Source organism: Niallia sp. FSL W8-0177, assembly GCF_038006285.1.
GTDB classification, from domain to species: Bacteria; Bacillota; Bacilli; order Bacillales; family Cytobacillaceae; genus Niallia; species Niallia circulans_A.
This window is the reverse complement of sequence record NZ_JBBOUX010000002.1, coordinates 37,048-57,334: the sequence shown is the minus strand read 5'-3', so window position 1 is coordinate 57,334 and position 20,287 is coordinate 37,048. Positions and strand designations below refer to the sequence as shown.

General features: G+C 31.6%; 8 protein-coding genes. All 8 read left to right on the top strand.

Translation table 11 applies throughout. From position 1 onward, the window contains the following. The first annotated feature begins 2 nt into the window (after nt 1-2). The 8 genes from NST77_RS24700 (at nt 3) to NST77_RS24665 (ending at nt 20,267) form a co-directional block, all read left to right on the top strand. Entirely contained in the window at nt 3-1,799 is a 1,797-nt protein-coding gene (locus NST77_RS24700) for an HAD-IIIC family phosphatase (protein ID WP_341123804.1), read from the top strand. 15 nt (nt 1,800-1,814) lie between these two features. Beyond that, a complete protein-coding gene (locus tag NST77_RS24695; RefSeq protein ID WP_341123803.1) occupies nt 1,815-2,792 on the top strand; it encodes a BtrH N-terminal domain-containing protein in 978 nt (325 codons plus the stop codon). A 40-nt stretch (nt 2,793-2,832) separates the two neighbouring features. Then, the gene (locus tag NST77_RS24690; protein WP_341123802.1) at nt 2,833-3,816 is read left to right on the top strand and encodes a BtrH N-terminal domain-containing protein; all 984 of its coding nucleotides are present in this window, start codon (nt 2,833-2,835) and stop codon (nt 3,814-3,816) included. 27 nt (nt 3,817-3,843) lie between these two features. Next, nucleotides 3,844-6,930: a cyclic peptide export ABC transporter gene (locus NST77_RS24685; RefSeq protein WP_341123801.1), complete on the top strand. Its 3,087-nt coding sequence runs from the start codon at nt 3,844-3,846 to the stop codon at nt 6,928-6,930. Between the two features lie 49 nt (nt 6,931-6,979). Beyond that, nucleotides 6,980-14,212: a non-ribosomal peptide synthetase/type I polyketide synthase gene (locus tag NST77_RS24680; protein ID WP_341123800.1), complete on the top strand. Its 7,233-nt coding sequence runs from the start codon at nt 6,980-6,982 to the stop codon at nt 14,210-14,212. Between the two features lie 36 nt (nt 14,213-14,248). Next, nucleotides 14,249-14,749, top strand: coding sequence for an antiterminator LoaP (gene loaP / locus NST77_RS24675; protein ID WP_341123799.1), 501 nt, complete (start codon nt 14,249-14,251; stop codon nt 14,747-14,749). A 284-nt stretch (nt 14,750-15,033) separates the two neighbouring features. Then, nucleotides 15,034-19,542 (top strand): amino acid adenylation domain-containing protein, encoded by a 4,509-nt coding sequence (locus NST77_RS24670; protein ID WP_341123798.1) that lies wholly within the window; start codon nt 15,034-15,036, stop codon nt 19,540-19,542. 20 nt (nt 19,543-19,562) lie between these two features. Continuing rightward, nucleotides 19,563-20,267 carry a thioesterase II family protein gene (locus NST77_RS24665; RefSeq protein ID WP_341123797.1) on the top strand — a complete coding sequence of 235 codons (705 nt, stop codon included), beginning with the start codon at nt 19,563-19,565 and terminating at the stop codon, nt 20,265-20,267. Nucleotides 20,268-20,287: the final 20 nt, after the last annotated feature.

The window sequence follows — 20,287 nt, the reverse complement described above, 5'->3', positions numbered from 1 at the left end:
ATATGTTAAATAATCCCGGCAAGGAAGAATTTTTAAATATATTACAAACTAATGAAGCGGAAAAGTTAGAAGCTAAAGAACAAATTAATATAACAATTTTCACAAATGTAACCTTAAAACCTATATTTGATACTTATTTAATTCATTTCCTCTTACAAAACCAAATAAGTGCTGAATTATCTTTTCTTGATATTGATGAGACTATAATGAAAATACATAAACAACATACTAATCTACTACAACAAGAAAGTGATTTTATAATTATTTTTCCTAATATCAATGCGTTAAATGACAATTTATTCAAAAACCCCTATCAACTGGATAAAAATAAATTAATTGAAGAGACAATCTCTGTTAAACATAATCTATTAACACTTTTAAAGGGAATACGCAAACATTCAGAAGCTATTATACTATGGAATTTGTTTGAATTGCCGAGCATACCTACTGTAATGATAAATTCAAATTTAGATTATAATCCTTATAAAATAATAAAAAATTTAAATGATTTTATGGAAGTTGAACTTGATAAATCATATAACACTTTTGTTATAGATTTGAACCTTGTTTTATATCGTTTCGGAGCCGAGTTTATTTATGACAAACGACAATGGCATTGGAGCCGTTCACCATATAGTAAAGATGGCTGTCGAGAGATAACCAGATATATGGCAAGTAACATATGTGCACTTCGTGGTAAAAGTCGGAAATGCCTAGTGTTAGATTGTGATGATTTACTATGGGGTGGAATCATAGGAGAAGAAGGAATTCAAAATATTCGTTTAAGTCCTTACCATCCTGGTTCTGCTTATTATGAATTCCAGCAAGAAGTGCTAAATTTTTACAATAGAGGAATTCTAATTGCTCTTTGTAGTAAAAACAATGAATACGATGTAATTGAAGTGATACGAAATCACCCTCATATGTTAATTAAAGAGAATCATCTAGCAGCATATGAGATAAATTGGGATGACAAAGCAACAAACCTATTACGAATTGCAAATAAACTTAATATATCATTAGATAGCTTGGTATTTATGGATGATAGTGAATGGGAAGTTTTTCAAATTCAAGAATTACTTCCAGAAGTGAAAGCTATTCATATGCCAAGGAAAAAACCATATTTATTTCGAGATAAGTTACTTGAAGCATATGAGTTGTCAAATCAATCATTAACTTCTGAAGATACAATGCGTACGAAAATGTACCAAGAAGAACAAGATAGAATTCGAGACAAAAGTCTTAAAAGTGATATGGATATTTTGAAATATTATAGAACTCTACAAATGAAAGTAAAAGTTTCATTGGCAGAGCAAATAATAATTCCAAGAGTAGCTCAACTAACTCAGAAGACTAATCAATTTAATTTAACAACTATTCGATGTACTGAGGATGAAATAAGACAACGGTGTAACAATGAAAATTATGATGTGATTGTGATTCAATTGGAAGATCGTTTTGGGGATTTTGGGGTTATTGGAACCAGTATAATTCATTATGAAGGAGAAAAAGCAGTAATTGAACACTTTATACTATCCTGCAGAGCATTAGGGCGTTTAGTAGAAGATGCATTACTCTCATCTATAATCCAGCGTACGAAATATAAAGGTATAACGAAATTAATAGGGGTTTATAAGGCGTCTCCTAAGAATAAACAAACAGAACTATTTTACGAAAAGCGAGGATTCCAACAAACTAGTAAAAATGAGATAAGTACCATTTATATTTGTAATCCATTTAAGTTTAAAAATAGTGAAAAGTGGAGAGAGAGCATAGAAATTTGTTCAACTTTTGAATAGATTAGGGTGATGATAGTGGATAAAAACGAGGAACTATATCTTGCATGTTATCAAACTCTTCTAATGTACTATTTTAAAGAGAGATTAAAGATAAATAATCCAATTGATTATATGTATTGTAATGCACTGGAAACAACTAGCAGAATTTATAAAGGCAGTTTCATAGAGAGAAAATCTAGATTCGACTATGAAAATCAGGTTAAATTATCAAATCTAAAGTATCTTAATATAAATCTTTTCGTTACAACATGTTCAGATTATCAAGAATTAAAATCTAATATGATTGAGCTACTTGGCAATGGTAAAGAAGTATTTTTATATGTTGATGAATACTATCTTCCTTATTCTCTTCAATACAATAAACTTCATACTAGTCATAGCCATATGATCGTCGGATATGAATATGCTGAAGATGGGAGTATGATATTCAATACAATCGATAACGTTGGAGCAAATATTAAACAACAAAAATGTCCTGAAGAGTACCTTAAGCTTGCGTTTAATGCTATAAGGAAAAAGTTTGTTATCCATTTTGAAATTAGTCAAAATTCTAATGAAACCTTAGATAAACACCATTTTATTAATCAGATTAGAAAACTCATTTTAGAGTATGAAGATGATTACGAGGTTTATTACGACTTCATTAATGCTTCTGAAGAGAAGTGGGAAAGCTTAAGGAAGCAATCTGAAGATTTGACTTTTTATTCACATGTTTTTGGATTAATTTCTGGTTCTAGGTACTGTTTCTTAAAAGGGCTAATTTCACTTGGTTGTCATAATCATTTAATTCAATCTTATCTTACTCAATACTACCAAGAAGCAAAGGTACTAATGTTTCTCTTTGGAAAAGCTGTGTTTTCCTCCAAATTAAATATGGAGAATATTAAAACAAAATGTAAACATTTATTGGAATTAGATAAGAACTTAATTAAGGAAATAAGAAGAGATCCATATATTATGGATTTTGCAAACAGGAGTAAAGAGAAAGCTTAACTCTAATTGTCGCTATATGAGTAGAAAGGGAGAGGGTTTTATGTTAGAAGCAGTTTATCAAAACGAACGTTATAATTGCACGCATATTACGATTGCCGCGATGCTGGAAAGGCTAGGGATTGATGTTACACTGCTTTTTAATCAAGCTGGACTCTACTTTGAATTTCAAAAGGGGCAATCTCCAACGATTGTTATAGAACCCTATTTTCAAAGTTTTAAAGATAACATAAAACAATATTTTGGACTGAATGTTGAAACTGAAGAATATCTGGATATAGATTCATTTATACATCGTTTAGAAGAACTGTTAGTCGCCAATCAAACAGTTGGTGTCTTATCAGATGTATTTTCATTAGATTACAGTCGTCTTAACGAAAAGAGAGTTCATTATTTACATAGTTTTGAAATACTAGGAAAAGTAGATAGTAATTATAAAGTAGCTGATCATTATTTTTCTCATAGTGAGAAAATGAACAAGTTTAGATTGATAAATATATTGAATGAGTTTCAAAATCAACTGTCAGGTGGGCGTTTAGTTCTTTTCTTTTTAACTAGAGATACTAATCAGTTTTTTTTACCAGAACAAAACTATATAGAAGTAATAAAAAACAATTGGAATGTAATGAGAGGTGAGCGTTGCTTTTTACTACAAGACACTACTGAATATCCTGGAGTGTTAGGGCTACAAGCTATAAAAAAATGTGGCGACCAGCTATTGAATATTATTAGAGGTAATTTTGATAATAAAGACTTTTTGGTTTCCCACATATATACAAGTCTGAAAGAAGTTTCAAATTCAAGATATAATGCCCATTCATATCTTAATAAATTTGGAGAGTTAGATTTAGCTAAGCTGTATCTAACTAGTCATCAAAGTTGGATTGTATATGCCAATTTACTAATGAAAGCTTTGATGTATCCAAATATAGATATGCAGGATAGATTACAAAAACGTATACAACTACTATTTAGCCACGAGCAAGCAATATTGGAAAATATAGAAAGACTCATAGTTAAAGTTTAAATTAACAGAACAAGGAGGTGTAAAGAAATGATGTTTAAAAAAATCCTATTCTCTCTAATCTGTATTATTTTTTGTTCATTACATGTATATAATTCGGCGTTTGCAATATCTTCTAATACATTAATAGATGATATAGATTCTTTTGTAGAAGAACAAAAAGAGAAAGCAAAGATTCCCGGTCTTGCTGTTGTAGTAATAAAAGATGGTAAAACTATTTATAAGGAGACAAAAGGATACTCAGATATTGAATCTCAGAAGCTGGTGTCAGACTCAACGATGTTTGAAATTGGTTCTAATACCAAAGCTTTCACTGCTTTAGCAATATTAAAGCTTGAAGAAGAAGGGAAATTAAAACTATCTGATCCAATCTCTAAATACCTTACATGGTTTGATGCGACTTTTGAAGGAAAAAGTGCTGATATAAAATTAGAACATTTTTTATATCATTCAAGTGGTATTCCATACTATACAATGGTAGATATTCCAAAGAGTAGTTCTGAACATGCACTTGAAGAGAATATTCGAGCACTTTCAGGTGTTGAATTAAAAGAGGCACCTGGTAAGGAATATCACTATGCAACAATTAACTATGATGTATTGGGCCTAGTAATTGAAAAAGTAACATCTACTAAATATGAGGATTATATTACAACAAATATCTTAAGTCCACTTGGACTTAATGGTATGTCCGTAGGTAGACCTTCTGATGAATCAAATATTTCAACGGGCTATAAACTTGCTTTTGGAAAACCCTTTCCATATAAAGCACCAGATTATCGAGGGAATACCCCAGCTGCATATATACTTACCGATTTAAATAATGCAGAAAAATGGTTGCGTATTCAAATGGGACTTGAACATAAAGAGTGGTTCAATCTTATATCTCAATCGCACCAGCCAGATCGAAGTGTTGAACCAACTATAGATGGTTCTTCATATGCTGCAGGGTGGGCAATTTATCAGGATGGCGATGGAATGGTAGCACACCTTGGTTCTAACCCTAACTATTCGGCTCATACATTATTTCGTCTGGGGCAAAAAAATTATGCAGTAACAGTTTTAGCTAATCTTAGCTCTTCAAATGTACAAAAAATTGGCCAAGGAATCATGGAGTTAATGGATGGTGAAGAAATAAGTGTTAGTGATAGTTTAGACGGCTATATTAAAATAGATTGGGTTAGCACATTAATATTAGGTGTAGGAGCTATATTCACAATATCCCTTATTGCCTTTTTAGGGTTACTGATTAAAGAAGTAATTCAGGGGAAAAGAAAGCTACGCAAGTTAGGAGTTAAAGAAAGTGCAATCATGTTTTTAGCTACTATACTTATAGTTATATATGAGCTTGCTATTTTTTATATTCCAGATATTTTTTTAGGACGAGCGAATTGGGAGTTTATTAAAGTCTGGGCTCCATTTACTTTATCCTTAGCTGGTTGGACTTTAAGGATAATTGGATTTGTATATTATTTATATTTTATTTTTCTACATGTAACTATAGGTACAAAGAATAAAGTAGTTTTTAATTTAATTATTTTAAGTATTGTCAGTGGTTTAGCAAACTCATTATTAATTTTTATAATCAACAGCAGTATTGGTATAGAAGATGAAGATCGAAATAGGATTTTTATGTATTTTATTATGGTTGTGATTGTGTATTTAATTGGTCAAAAGTATGTCCGTGGTGGGTTGGTTACACTTACCAACGAGTTTCTTTATGAAAAGAGAAAAGAATTAATTAATAGACTGATTAATTCTTCATATGAAAGCATCGATAGATCTGTAAAAAGTAATATCTATGCAACATTGAATGGAGATATGGAAGTAATCAGTAGAGCTGTCAATTCTCTTGTTACAGCTGGAACAAACCTTATAACATTACTCGTATGTATAGTGTACTTATCATTTATTCAATTTGAAGGATTTTTGCTATCAGTTGGGTTAATTGTCTTAGGCCTAACTCTATATATTTTGACGGGAAGGGTTTCCCAACGTTTTTGGGAAAAGAATCGGGATGTACAAAACATATTTTATAAATTAATTGAGGACATGATCTCTGGCTTCAAAGAACTACACATGCGCCAAAAGAAGAAGAGTGCTTTTTATAAAGACATAATTGAACAGTGCTTAAAACTTAAAAATTTTCGTATTAAAGGTGACTTGAAATTTATAAATGCTTATGTACTTGGTGAGTTTTTATTCATTATCGTTTTAGGGTTATCGGTATTCCTTCTTCCTAATATAATTGATAGTTTTGAGGACACTACTATTCTAAACTTTGTTGTTGTCTTTTTATTTATTATTGGTCCTGTAAATGGGTTGTTAAGTACAGTTCCAGTTTTATTTCAAGCTAAAGTTAGTTGGGGAAGAGTAGTTCAATTAGAGAAGGAATTAAAAACTTCTGCACATCCCCCTATAGATGAAGAGGTTCTTTTAGAGGAGTTTTACCATATAGAGCTTGAGGATGTAAGTTATCAGTATTTTGGAGAAGATTCTTTTAATGTGGGTCCATTGAATGCTCATTTCCGCTCAGGTGAAGTAACTTTTATAGTCGGTAGTAATGGTAGTGGGAAATCAACACTCGCAAATCTTATAATGGGATTATATGAACCTAGAGGTGGAAGCATTAAAATAAATGGTTCAAGTCTTTCTTCTAAACAGTTAGGTGAATATTTTTCAGCAGTTCAAAGTAACTACTATCTATTTGATCGATTGTATGGTATTGAAACGAACGGACGCGAGGAAGAAATAAAAAGATATTTGAAGTTGTTTAAGTTAGAGGCTAAAGTGCAAATTCAAAACGGTGAATTTACTACCACGAAACTCTCAACTGGGCAGCGGAAAAGGCTTGCTCTTCTAATTTGTTTACTTGAGGATTCACCTATCTATCTATTTGATGAATGGGCTGCGGAGCAAGATCCTCAATTTAGAGATTTGTTTTATCATGAGTTTATACCTGATTTAAAAACAAGGGGTAAATGTATTATTGCAATAACTCATGATGACCGATATTTTGATATAGCTGATCAGGTAATAAAAATGGAGTTAGGGAAAATAGTAGATTCTAATTATTCCTCAAAAACTGGTTATATATATCAACCTAGTTTAAATTAATCAAATGGGAAAATAATGCATTTTTAATGTGAAAGGGGAAAAGGTAAAGGTGGACTACAGACTATCAAAAAATGATGTGGAAGACATTGTGGCATTATCCCCTATGCAAGAGGGTTTATTGTACCACTATCGTATGGAGCAAAATTCGAATCAATACTGTCAGCATTTGATTTTAGACATTGAAGGTCGAATAGATATAGAAAAACTAAAAACAACTTGGATGAGAGTTCAGAAGATTAATGAATCACTTAGATCCATCTTTAGATGGAAAAATATGAAAAACTCTGTTCAAGTTATTCTAAAACAGAAGACATTACCTCTTCATATACATGACTTTCGTGAATATTCATTTCATGAAGCAAATCAGAAAGTAGAAATGGAAAAAAAACATGTTTTTGCAAAGCCGATTCCAATTGATTTAGAACCATTTTGCATTACCATTTATCTTATTACTGATTCATCCGCGGTTATGGTTTTTAGTTATCACCATATATTACTTGATGGGTGGAGTTTAGTTCAACTTCTTCATGAATTTATAAATCTTTATGAAAACGAAAATAGTGCTGAAATAGTTTTACCTAAACCCAAATTAAAGCAAACTGCTAAATGGCTTTTACAGAGGGATAAAATATCACTACAAGATTTTTGGAAGGATTATTTACATGGATCAAATGCCCAAACATTAATTCCTGTTAATAGTAAGGCAATTTCAGATGATAAAAATACTAATGCTGCTATTTATAATCATAAATTAACTTTCGAGAAAACGGATGAAATTTTGAATTTTGTTAAAAGCAATAGCTTTACTTTGTCATCAACTTTGTTAGCAGCTTGGGGGATCTTGACACAAATTTATAATGATACAGATGATGTCTTAATCGGTACAGTTGTATCTGGTCGTAAAGCACCTATTATTGGTATAGAAAATCTTGTTGGAGTTTTATCAAATACGATTCCTTTTAGAGTAAGAGATAATGGCAAGGATACAGTTCGGCAATTTATTAATCGGGTACATGAAAACTATATTAGTTTAGAACCATACGAGAATACTCCACTGGTGGATATAAAATCTTATAGTGGTATAGACAGTAGGAATTCCCTATTTGATACATTAATTGTTATTGAAAACTATCCCCTTCATGACTTATTAGAATTTTCAACTGATAAAAGTATTCAAATAAAATCGTTCGAATTTATAGAAAGTAATCACTTTCCTTTAACCCTAACACTAATGGTGGTAAACGGAAAACTTGAATTTAATTTCACTTATAATCCGGAAGTATTTCAAAGTTCAATCATCAAAAGAATAATTGAGCTTTATGAATCAATTATCAATAAATTTATTAGCCAATCTGAAAGTAGATTAGGGGCAATTAATTGGATTTCTGATAATGATAAAAATCTTCTCATTAATAGTTATAATACAACTGATCATGATTACAAAAATAATTGCCCTATACCTACATTACTAGAAAGTCAGGCTAAGCGTTGGCCAAATCGTATTGCATTAGTCTGTAACCAAGAAGAAATAAGCTATTCAGAATTAGATAATTTAGTAAATCGAATTGCAAATGGTCTCTTAGACAAAGGGGTTCAGCCAGAAGAAGTTATTGGTATTATGATGCCACGTTCTATTAATTTGGTAGCGAGTATGCTTGGAATTATGAGAGCTGGTTGTGCTTATATGCCAATTGATCAAAAGCTTCCATTAGATAGAATACAGTATATGTGTTCAAATGCTGGTGTGAAACATTTAATCTTGGATAACGGTGACACCCTTATAGTTTCAAATGTCATTTCACATCCTATCGATGAACTCGAAAAATATCCATCTGTTAAGGTTAAAGTAAATGTAGCTCTAGAACAATTAGCATACGTTATTTATACTTCTGGCTCAACTGGAGTGCCAAAAGGAGTAATGGTTACTCATAAGGCAATCCTAAATAGATTAAATTGGTCACAAACGAAATATCAATTAACCTTAGAAGATACGATACTGCAAAAGACACCTATTAGTTTTGATGTATCCGTATGGGAACTATTTTGGTGGATTTTTGGAGGAGCTAAACTTTGTTTATTAACACCTGGAAAAGAAGGGGATCCGAGTTCATTAATACAGCATTTATATGATAATAATATAACAATAATTCACTTTGTCCCAAGTATGCTTGGTTATTTTTTAGACTACTTGGAAAGAAATCCGCATGAAATAAAGAAACTTAAGAGCCTTCAAAGAATTTTTACGAGTGGGGAAAGTATAAAGCTAAGTCATGTAGAACGGATTAACAAACTGCTAACGATTCCAAATGGTACAAAAGTTACGAATATGTATGGTCCAACAGAAGCTACAGTAGAAGTTTCATACTATGATGTAAACGATATAGAAGAAGGTCTTACTTCAATTCCTATCGGTAAACCAATAAGTAACGTGAACCTTCATATCCTCGATAGGAATATGAAACTTCAACCAATTGGAGCAATAGGAGAGCTTTATATCTCTGGTGTTTGTCTGGCAAAAGGATACATTAATCAGCCACAACTAACTTCAGAGAAGTTCATTCAGCATCCATGGAATAAAGATGAGTTAATTTATAGAACTGGCGACAAGGCGATTCAACTTCCTAATGGGAACATTCAATTTCTTGGTAGAGATGATGACCAAGTGAAAATTAGAGGTTATCGAATTGAAATAGGTGAGATTGAGGAAGCTTTGTTATCTGTACCATTAGTTAATGACGCACTTGTATTAAAAGTGGAAAAAGATGATGATGTCATTCTTCACGCTTTTGTTATTTCTTCTGAAGAATTAGAAGCGGAGAACATTCGGAAGGTATTGTTAGAAAAACTCCCAGAATATATGGTTCCCAACTATTTTCACAAGGTTCTAGAGTTTGCTAAGACTCCTAGCGGAAAAATAGATAGATTAGCTATGGTTAAAAATATTAAAGTGCAATCCAATAATTCAAAATCTCTCAGTCCAGAAAGTGAAACAGAGAGAAAACTCATTTCTATATGGAGCGAGGTATTAGATCTTTCTAATATTGGAGTTCATGATAATTTCTTTGAAGTTGGTGGACATTCACTGTCATTGTTAAAAGTTCAAATGATGATTCAAGATGTTTTTGGAAATGAACTTACTGTTTCGGATATGTTCCGTTTACCTACAATAAAATTTCTTGCAGAATATTTAGATGGAAAAAACCAAGAAAACACTGTAGATATCCAAGAACAACAGAGCCAAAATCAAATAGATAATGATATTGCAATTATAGGAATTGCAGGACGTTTTCCAGGTGCAGATAATACCGAAGAGTTTTGGGGAAATCTAGTAGAAGGTATTGAATCAATTCACTTTTTTTCAGATGAAGAATTAGTGAATTCTGAAATACCTGAAGAACAAATTAGAAATCCTAAGTATGTAAAAGCATCAGGGATTATTAATGATGCAGAATTTTTTGATGCAGAATTTTTTAATATGAGCCCAGTTGAAACTGAGATGACGGATCCACAACAAAGATTATTATTAGAGTGTTCATGGGAAGCTTTAGAGAACGCAGGATATAATCCATTTGAATATAAAAATAAAATAGGATTATTTGCTGGCACTAGCATGAGTACTTATCTCGTAAATCAATTACTCCCTCTCGCAACTTCACGGTCATTGGACGAATATAGATTAATGCTTGGAAATGACAAAGATTTTCTAACAACACGAGTATCACATAAGCTTAACCTGAGAGGTCCGAGTTTAGCCATCCAGACAGCTTGTTCCTCTTCATTAGTTGCAGTACATGTAGCTTGTCAAAGTTTACTTAATAGGGAGTGTACAATCTCATTGGCAGGAGGGGTATCTGTTGAAATCCCTCAAAATCATGGTTATTTGTATCAAGAAGAAGGAATTCGTTCTCCTGATGGACATTGTAGAGCTTTTGATGAAGGTGCATCTGGAACTGTTAGAGGAAGCGGAGTAGGCATGGTAGTTCTGAAGAGACTTAATGATGCTATTAAGGACGGGGATCATATTTATTCTATTATAAAAGGATCATCTGTGAACAATGATGGGGCTGTAAAAGTTGGTTATACCGCTCCTGGAGTCGAAGGACAGGCAGAAGTGATTATGGATGCTCATAATAGGGCAGGTGTGAATCCTGAACAGATTACTTATGTAGAAACGCACGGAACTGGGACAAGTTTAGGTGATCCTATTGAGATTGCAGCCCTGACGAAGGCATTTAGAAAGAAAACAGATAAATATGGATATTGTGCAATTGGTTCTGTAAAGACGAATATTGGACATTTAGATGCAGCTGCAGGCATTGCTGGATTGATTAAGACTGTACTCGCAATTTACAATAGGGAACTTCCTCCTTCGCTTCATTTTCAAAGTCCTAATCCTAAAATTGATTTTGAAACGAGTCCATTTTATGTTAACAACTTGTATAAAAAATGGGAGTCACCTATCTCAGTACCACGAAGAGCTGGTGTTAGTTCATTTGGTATTGGGGGAACCAATGCTCATGTAGTCTTGGAAGAATTTAAATCAGAATTAAAAAATGATAGTAAGGGGAGAACTCAAACTTTAATAGTACTATCAGGCAAATCCGAAAATTCAATTATACAAAATAAAAAAAGGTTAGCTTATCATCTACGTAAACATCCAGATATTAATCCTGCCGACATTGCTTTTACTCTTCAAGTAGGAAGAGCTGCATTTGACACTCGACAATACTTGCTTGTTAAAGATCGTGATGACTTGATTAAAAAACTAGAACAATCCGAACAAAATAAGATTGCCAACATAAAAGAAAATAGTCCGATAGCTTTTTATTTTACTGATCAAGATTCAGCGTATATTGGTATGGGTCGTGAGTTATATGAAACACAAGAGTATTTTTGTGAACAAGTCAATTTATGTTCTCAAATTCTGTCTCCATTAATTGGTTATGAAATTAATAAGGTATTATATCCAGGTGAAAGAAAACCAATAATAGAAGAGAATATTAGTAATTCTTTAACGGCTCCAATGTTATTTACCATTGAGTATAGTCTTGCAAAATTTTTGATTCGCATCGGTATTATTCCAAACTGTTTAATTGGGAATAGTGTTAGTGAAATTACCTCTGCTTGTTTATCTGGAGTATTTTCTTTAGAAGAGGCTCTTTGGCTTGTCACAGAGCGTGAAAAGGTATCTCAATTAACGTTTGCTGATTTCACACAACAATCGAGTCAATTAAATCGTCTTAAGAAAGAACTTCATCAACAGCTAGCTAAAAAGGTAACATTTAATGCTCCAAATATTCCATTCTATTCAAATATAAGCGAGGATTGGATAACAGATGAGCAAGCGACTAGTTCCGAATATTGGATTCAGAATATTTTTACGAATGCTAAGATAAGACACTGTCTGCAGTTTATTGAAAACTTTCATAGTATCTTAATCAGATTGGGTTCGGATAATAATGATACTAATATGATAAATACTGCGAATGTAAAACTTAATACTTTAGCCTCTTATGAAGATAAAAATAGTGATATGTATTACCTCTTAAATACTATTGGGAAACTTTGGATGTTAGGATTTAATCCAGATTGGAATATCTTGCATGAAAGAGAGAATAGAAGGCGTTGTCCACTACCAACCTCTTATTTTGAAAGAAAACGATACATGTTGCATGGTGAAAAAAATTTAAATGTTTTGTTAAATCAGGATTCTAACGATATTTATCAAACTTTTGTAGCAAATTGGTCAAGAGCTTTTAAAAGTATTAATAGGATTGTAGCTACAAATGGACTTTCTTTTATTATTTCTGAAGAAGAGAATGAATTAGAAGAGGAACTAAAATATAAATTAGAAGTGCTTGGTAAGACTGTGTTCATACTAAAAAAGGAACATGATTTTAATTGGGAAGTTGTGCAAGGATACTTGAAGAATATAGAAGTACCAGTTTCTATTTTCGATATAAGAGGCTTATATTCAAAACAGCCACTAATTGCGAGTTGGAGAGATTTATATAAACGATTATCAGCTTTCGATGGAAAGCTAAATTATATTCTTGTTGGGGATAAATACTATAACATAACAGGAATTGATAAAATAATCCCTTCTAAGACTGCGGATTTAGAACTCTATTTGGGGAATATCCAAAAGTCAAAAAATATTATGGTAAAAGTAATTGATATTCCAACGCCTGATAAAATTTCATATGACATAGTAAATCTATTAATACAGGAAGCAGAGATTAAAGAAAGTCACAAACAAATTGTTGGATACCGTGGAGGGAAGCGTTGGATAAGAAGTTATCAAAATATAAAACTTCCACAGGGTGCAAATTTACGAACTGACTTGCAGAAGGTTTTTTTAGTTATTAGTTTAACATCAACAAGTGATGAATGGTTACTCTTAGAAAAGTATTCTGAAATGGAAAATATAAATATTGTTCAAAAAAACATCTCATTTAATGGGAGTTATCGTGAGGAAGAGCAAGATTACAGTAAACTAATCTTGCAAGTTAAAGAGAAGTTTGGGCATATCGATGGAATTATTTTCTCACTTAATGGCTCAGAATTACTTGGAGGCAAATCATTTGAAGAGTGGGAGCATGTAATATCTTTATTAGACTTGGAAGTACGAAGATTGCAAGATTCTATCAGAGATTTAATTTTGGATTATACTGTCATACTTCTAACTGGTCTAAAGAAGTATACGAGTGTATTACATGCTTTTACCTCTTCGGTTGCAAATGTAGTCGCAGCTGAAGGTGAAGTGCATTTGTGGAATAGCGTTTATATAGAAGGAAGTTTAGAGAGTCTTGAGATAAATCATATGAAAGAGATTTTAGGGAATATAGATACAATTATTTTTGATATGGAACCAGCTGATTGGGTTATTTCAATTAAGGATGAAATGACATTAGTTACTAATAAACAAAATGTAAAAGATGACTTAAAGACATTTTATTCAAGGCCAAAGCAAAGTAATGAATATATAGAGCCTAGAGATTATGTTGAGAAATTTATTGCCCAGGTTTGGCAAGAATTACTTCATATTGATCAGATAGGGGTAAATGATCATTTCTTAGAACTTGGTGGAAATTCACTTTATGGCTTACAGATAGTGTCTAGATTACGAGAAGTGTTCCAAGTAGAGTATATGCTTGAAGATTTATTTACCCATCCAACTATTTCAACCACTTACAAAAAATTGGAATCTATTTGGGGGAATAAAGAAATATTGGAGGAAATTGTTAAGGTTTATAACGAAATCATTCTTACAACGAGATAAGTACGATTATTATTATAGTAATAAGGAGCGATAGAGGTGGAATGGTATGCGATTTTTGTTGAATCAGGAAAAGAAGAAACTGTGCAAAAATTATTGAAGTTACATTTTGGTGAAAGTTTCGTCGCCATTATTCCAAAACGTATAATTCCAGAAAAAAGAAATGGAAGGTTTATTAATGTAGTAAAAACTTTATTTCCTGGATATGTATTAATTCGGACTAAAATAAATAACTCTATTCATGCCAATGTTAATTCTTTACCATATATATTTCGTATACTTGAGAATAAAGGAACTTGCGTTCCTCTAGAGCCCAAAGAAATTTCTATTCTATTAAAACTACTTAATGGTCAAGATATTATAGAATTGTCAAAAATTGATGTGAACACAAATATTAAGGTGATTTCGGGCCCTTTATTTGGACTTGAAGGTATTATCCAAAAGATTAATAAACACACTCGGAGAGCAAAAGTCTTCGTTAATTTTGCTGGAAGAGAAACTTTATTTGATGTAGGTATAGAATTTTTGGAGAGGGTATAAATCCCTCTCTGCTTTGTAGAATTAAGGCACATTATATGAGGGATTTTGCAGAAAAAAATAAAGTATTTTAGTGGGAATTATTGAAATATTTGGTTAACATGGTAATATAGTTATATAATATCCTATTATTCTTTTAATGAAGCTTAGGCACATTATAAGAATTGTGGTGTTTATACAAAATAATTAGTTATGGACACAGTTCATGACCGGCGAAGCATGCCTTAATTCGATTATTGTCAGTAATACATCATTTTAATATGAGAATATAAAGGAGGGTTAATGAGTTGGCCACAAATAATACACAGTTTTATCCCTTAACGTATTCCCAAAAAAGAATCCTCAATATTGAATTAGAACATTCTCATTCCTCTTTGTGCAATATTGGAGGTCATGTGACGTTTGAAGGATCAATCCAATTAGCAATTTTGGAACAAGCAATTCAAATGTTTATAGAGGATAATGAAGCTGTCCGAATACAAATTACTGAAATTGAAAGTAATTTTTTTCAAAAGGTCAAAGAATATCAAAGAAGTCCTTTTGAAATTATTGATTTTTCTGAAAGGGGAAATAAACAGGATAACTTTTCTGATTGGATACAACATGAAGCTGAAAAGCCATTTGTTTTTACTAACAGTTGGCTTTTTTATTTTGCACTATTTAAACTCTCAGAAAATAAGTATGGTTATTTAGCAAAATTTCATCATATTATCGCTGATGGTTGGTCTATGCAACTAATGACTGACCAAATAATTGATAACTACCAACTACTAATTGGTCAAAACCTCAACAATAAAAATCAAAAGTTAACAACTTATATAAATTATATTGAACAAGAACAAAACTATTTGAATTCTCAACGATTTATTAAAGATAAATCATATTGGAATAAAAAATTCGAATCACTCCCGACTGATTCGGTTAATACATTAATAAACAAACAAACTAATAGTACAAAGGGCAAACGTCTAGTTTTTAATATTGAAAAAGAAACCTCTTTACAAATAAAAAATTTCATTAAAAATACACCTTACTCATTACAAACATTTTTTGTATCATTGTATTCCATATTAATACACAAAATTAGTCGGAAATCGGATGTTTATCTTCGTATACCCGTTTCGAACCGTACAAATGGTATTCAAAAAAATACTTTTGGTATGTATGCTTCTACTATTCCTTTTTGGATTAATATTTCATCAGATGATTCTATATTAGAAGTCCTGAAAACAGTACATCTTGAATTAAGACGCGATTATATTCATCAAAAATATCCATTTAATCTTATTATCAGAGAGTTACAATCTAACTCCAAAATATCGGATCAAATATTTGATTTAAGTATTAATTGTTACAACACTTATTTAAGGCAAGTAATGGATGGAGTAAAGGTTTATAATGAAGAATTTTATAACGGACATCAAAATTATTCAATGCAACTTATTGTGAGGGAATGGTCAAATTCAGGGAGTATAGAGTTAGATTTTGATTTTAATGTTGGAAATTTTTCCGAAGAAGAAGTAGTTTATTTATATGAAAAACTACTTTTTTTAGTTAATCAAGTATTAAAAACTCCAACAAAGAAAGTTGTGGAACTTAGTATTCTGAGTGATAACGAAATAAGAGAATTACTTGTGGACTTTAATTCTACTGAGTCTTTTTATCCTAAAAATAAATCAATGCATCAGTTATTTGAAGAACAAGTATTACTAAACCCATACAAGATTGCAATAAATTTTAATAATCTAACCATTACATATGAGGAACTTAATGAGAAAGCAAACCAACTTGCAAACTATCTAATTTCACGAGGGATAGGTCAAGGTAGTATTGTGGGAATCTTAGCAGAACATAATCAATATTCAGTAATCGGAATTCTAGCTATTCTTAAATCTGGTGGAGCATACTTACCAATTGATCCAACATATCCTATTTCTCGTATAAAGTTTATCCTTGAGGATTCAGGTACTAAATTAGTTTTAAGCGATAATGTAGAAGTTGAGCAACAGGTCGAAGTTTACGATGTGGAATTTATGAAATTAAATGACGGAAAATTTTTTTCTGGGAAAAATCGCAATCCTGAGTCTAAGTCTAAACCCAATGATTTAGCCTACGTAATTTATACATCTGGTTCAACTGGACGTCCAAAAGGGACACTAATTGAACATCAATCACTTGTAAATTATATATGGTGGGCAAAAAAAATGTATGTAAGTGATATCAATGAGATTTTTGCATTATTTACTTCCTTTGCATTTGATTTAACTGTGACTTCTATTTTTACACCCTTAATAAGTGGTGGAAGTATTGCAATTTATAATAATGATGGAAAAGATCATGTGCTTCGCAGAATATTAAATGAGAATAGAGTAACGGTTCTAAAACTTACCCCTGCTCAATTATCGTTAATGCAGAAATTCGATGAATTAACTAACAATACATCTATTAAAAGAATGATAGTCGGAGGAGAAGAATTAAAATCGAATTCAGTTCGCCTTCTATATGAAAAATGGAAGCGACCAATTGAGATTTTAAACGAATATGGGCCAACAGAGGCAACTGTCGGATGTATGATAGCAAAATATAATCATAAAAATAACCATTTGAAAAGTGTACCAATTGGAAGACCAGCTGATAATGTTCAAATTTATTTACTAGATTCCTATAAAAAGCCAGTTCCAAAACAAGTAGAAGGTGAAATATATATTTCTGGAGAAGGATTAGCAAGAGGTTATTTGAATAATCCAAAGCTAAATGAAGAAAAGTTTATTGATAACCCATTCATACCTGGTAAGAAAATGTACAAAACTGGTGATAGGGCAAGGATGCTGTACAATGGCGATTTAGTGTATTTGGGTAGGAATGAAGACTTTATAAAACATAAAGGTTATAGAATTGAATTAGGTGAAATAGACAGTATTTTACTATCGTGCGAAGGCGTGCTGGAATCAGTCACATTGCAGAGGATGGATAATTCCGCTAATGCATATCTTTGCTCCTTTGTCGTGTGTGCTTTTCATAGAACTGAAAGGGAACTAATGGAAGAACTATCAAAGCAAATCCCTTATTACATGATACCAGAAAGTATTAACTTTCTTGATAGAATGCCTTTAAATAAGAGTAATAAAATTGACAAACATCGTTTACTCACATTAGAAACTCATATAAGCAAAATAAATAAAACCTCATATGAAGAGAGAGTAGCTGTACTAGTTAGTGTAGTATCGAAGATTCTTCAAGTGAAAAATGTGTATAAGGAAAGTAATTTTTATCATCTTGGTGGGGATTCGATTAAGGCTATACAAATAGCATCTGCTTTAAATGAGAAAGGATATCAGATTCTTGTAAAAGATATTATGACTAATCCTGTTATTAAGGATATTGCAATCTATATGTATTCACAGCAAAATATCGAAAGAACTATAGAGTCAACTCAGGGTAATGTTCCTTTAACTCCTATTGTTTCGTGGTTCTTCGAACAAAAATTTGAATTTCCAGAGATGTATCACCAAAGCATTCTTTTGCAAGTAAATGATGATATAGGAGAAAGTGACCTAAAATTAATGTGGAGTGAAATAATAAATATTCATGATTCATTAAGAATGGTTGTAAACTATGATACTGGTCAGTTAATGTATCAGAAAGAACTGGACCATCATAAGCTTTTCTTGAAAAAAGACTTTAGTTGTCTTCCATCCGAAACCCAAGAAGAAAATATTCAGAAGACTATCCAGGAAATAAAGCGATCAACTGACTTAGAGAAGGGTCCATTGGCTAGGGCTTGTCTTTTTGAATTAGGCTCGATGGGGAAAAAATTATTACTAACTGCTCATCATCTAGTTATCGATGGTATATCTTGGAGAATTATATTAAAAGATATGCAAACTATAATCTCCCAATTAAGGGGAAATAAAAACTTAACTTTTTCTAATAAGTCTTCTAGTTATAAAGATTGGGCTCTTAAAATAAATCATTATAATTGTGCAGAAGAGGAAAGTTATTGGAAACAACAGAGCGAAAAAATTTATATGACATTACCGTATAAATATACTGATTCTTTTGGAAATCAAAATATATGCGTAGTACAAAATTTACTTGAGCTTGATGAAACCAATGATTTATTGTACTCAGCTAATCAAGCATATCGAACTGAAACCAATGATTTACTATTATGTGCACTTTTTTTAACGCTATTTGATTTTTGTAATACCAAAAAAGCTGTTGTTGAGATAGAAGGCCATGGAAGAGAAGAATTGTTTCAAGGTATAAATCTAAATAGGACTGTTGGATGGTTTACAAGTTTATATCCTTTTGCTTGGGAACAAACAAATGAGGATCTTTCCTTACAAATAAAATCAATTAAAGAAAGATTAAGAGAAGTACCAAACCATGGAGTTGGTTTTGGAATTCTAAAATATATTCAAAAAAAGAATAATATGAATCATCCACTAATTCGATTCAATTATTTAGGAGAATTTATTAATGAAGGTAATGAAGAATTTTGGAAGGTACTTGATATATCAGGTATCACAAAGAATACAAAAAATATAGCAAATCATTTATCAACGGAAATTGATATACAATGTATCGTGTTGAAGAATAGATTATCCATTTCAGTGAATTATAGTCTCTCTTCCTTTACTGAAGATACTATGCAATCTTTCTTACAAGCTTATATGAATCATCTCCGTAAAATCATCCAACATTGCTGTAATCGTGAGTCTTTAGATTTTACACTCTCTGATTTTGATGGAGTCCAATTATCTGAAGAAGATTTTAATAAAATCTTCGAATAGACGTAAGTGAGGAATATTAGATGAAAACAAATTTGTATGTACTTCCATATGCTGGTGGTTCTTCAACTCTTTATATGAAATGGGCTCGTTATCTTAATAAGGACATTGAAATAATTCCAATTGAGCTTCCAGGGCGGGGTAAGAGAATCAATGAACTCCTACTGGTTAATTTTGACGAAATGCTCCAAGATATAACCCATAGTATATCAGAAAAAATTTCTAGTGATGGAGATTCTAGGTACGCAATTTTTGGATACAGCATGGGGAGTCTTCTTGGTTATGAATTGTATTATCAAATAGAAAAAAAGAAACTCCCTTTACCTAAACATATGTTTTTCTCGGCTATGGAGGCTCCGCATTTGCTAAAAAATGAACTTATTCATACTCTTTCCAATGAACAATTATGCAATAAAATTGCTACACTTGGGGGGACCACGCAACAATTTTTTGAATCAAAGGAGTTACTAGAATTTTTTCTACCGATAATTAGAGCAGATTTTAGTGTAATTGACTCATATCTTTTTATACCAAAAGCAAAAAAAATTAATTGTGATATTTCAATCTTATATTCACAAGATGATGTAGAAACTAAGGTAGAGAATGTACAAGAATGGAAAGATTATTCTAATAAAGAATGTAGTTTTCATTCTTTTAGTGATGGTCATTTTTTTATTAATAAATACCCAATAGAAATTATGCAAATTATAAATAGAACGCTCTTATGAAAATGAAAGGTTGGGAATGC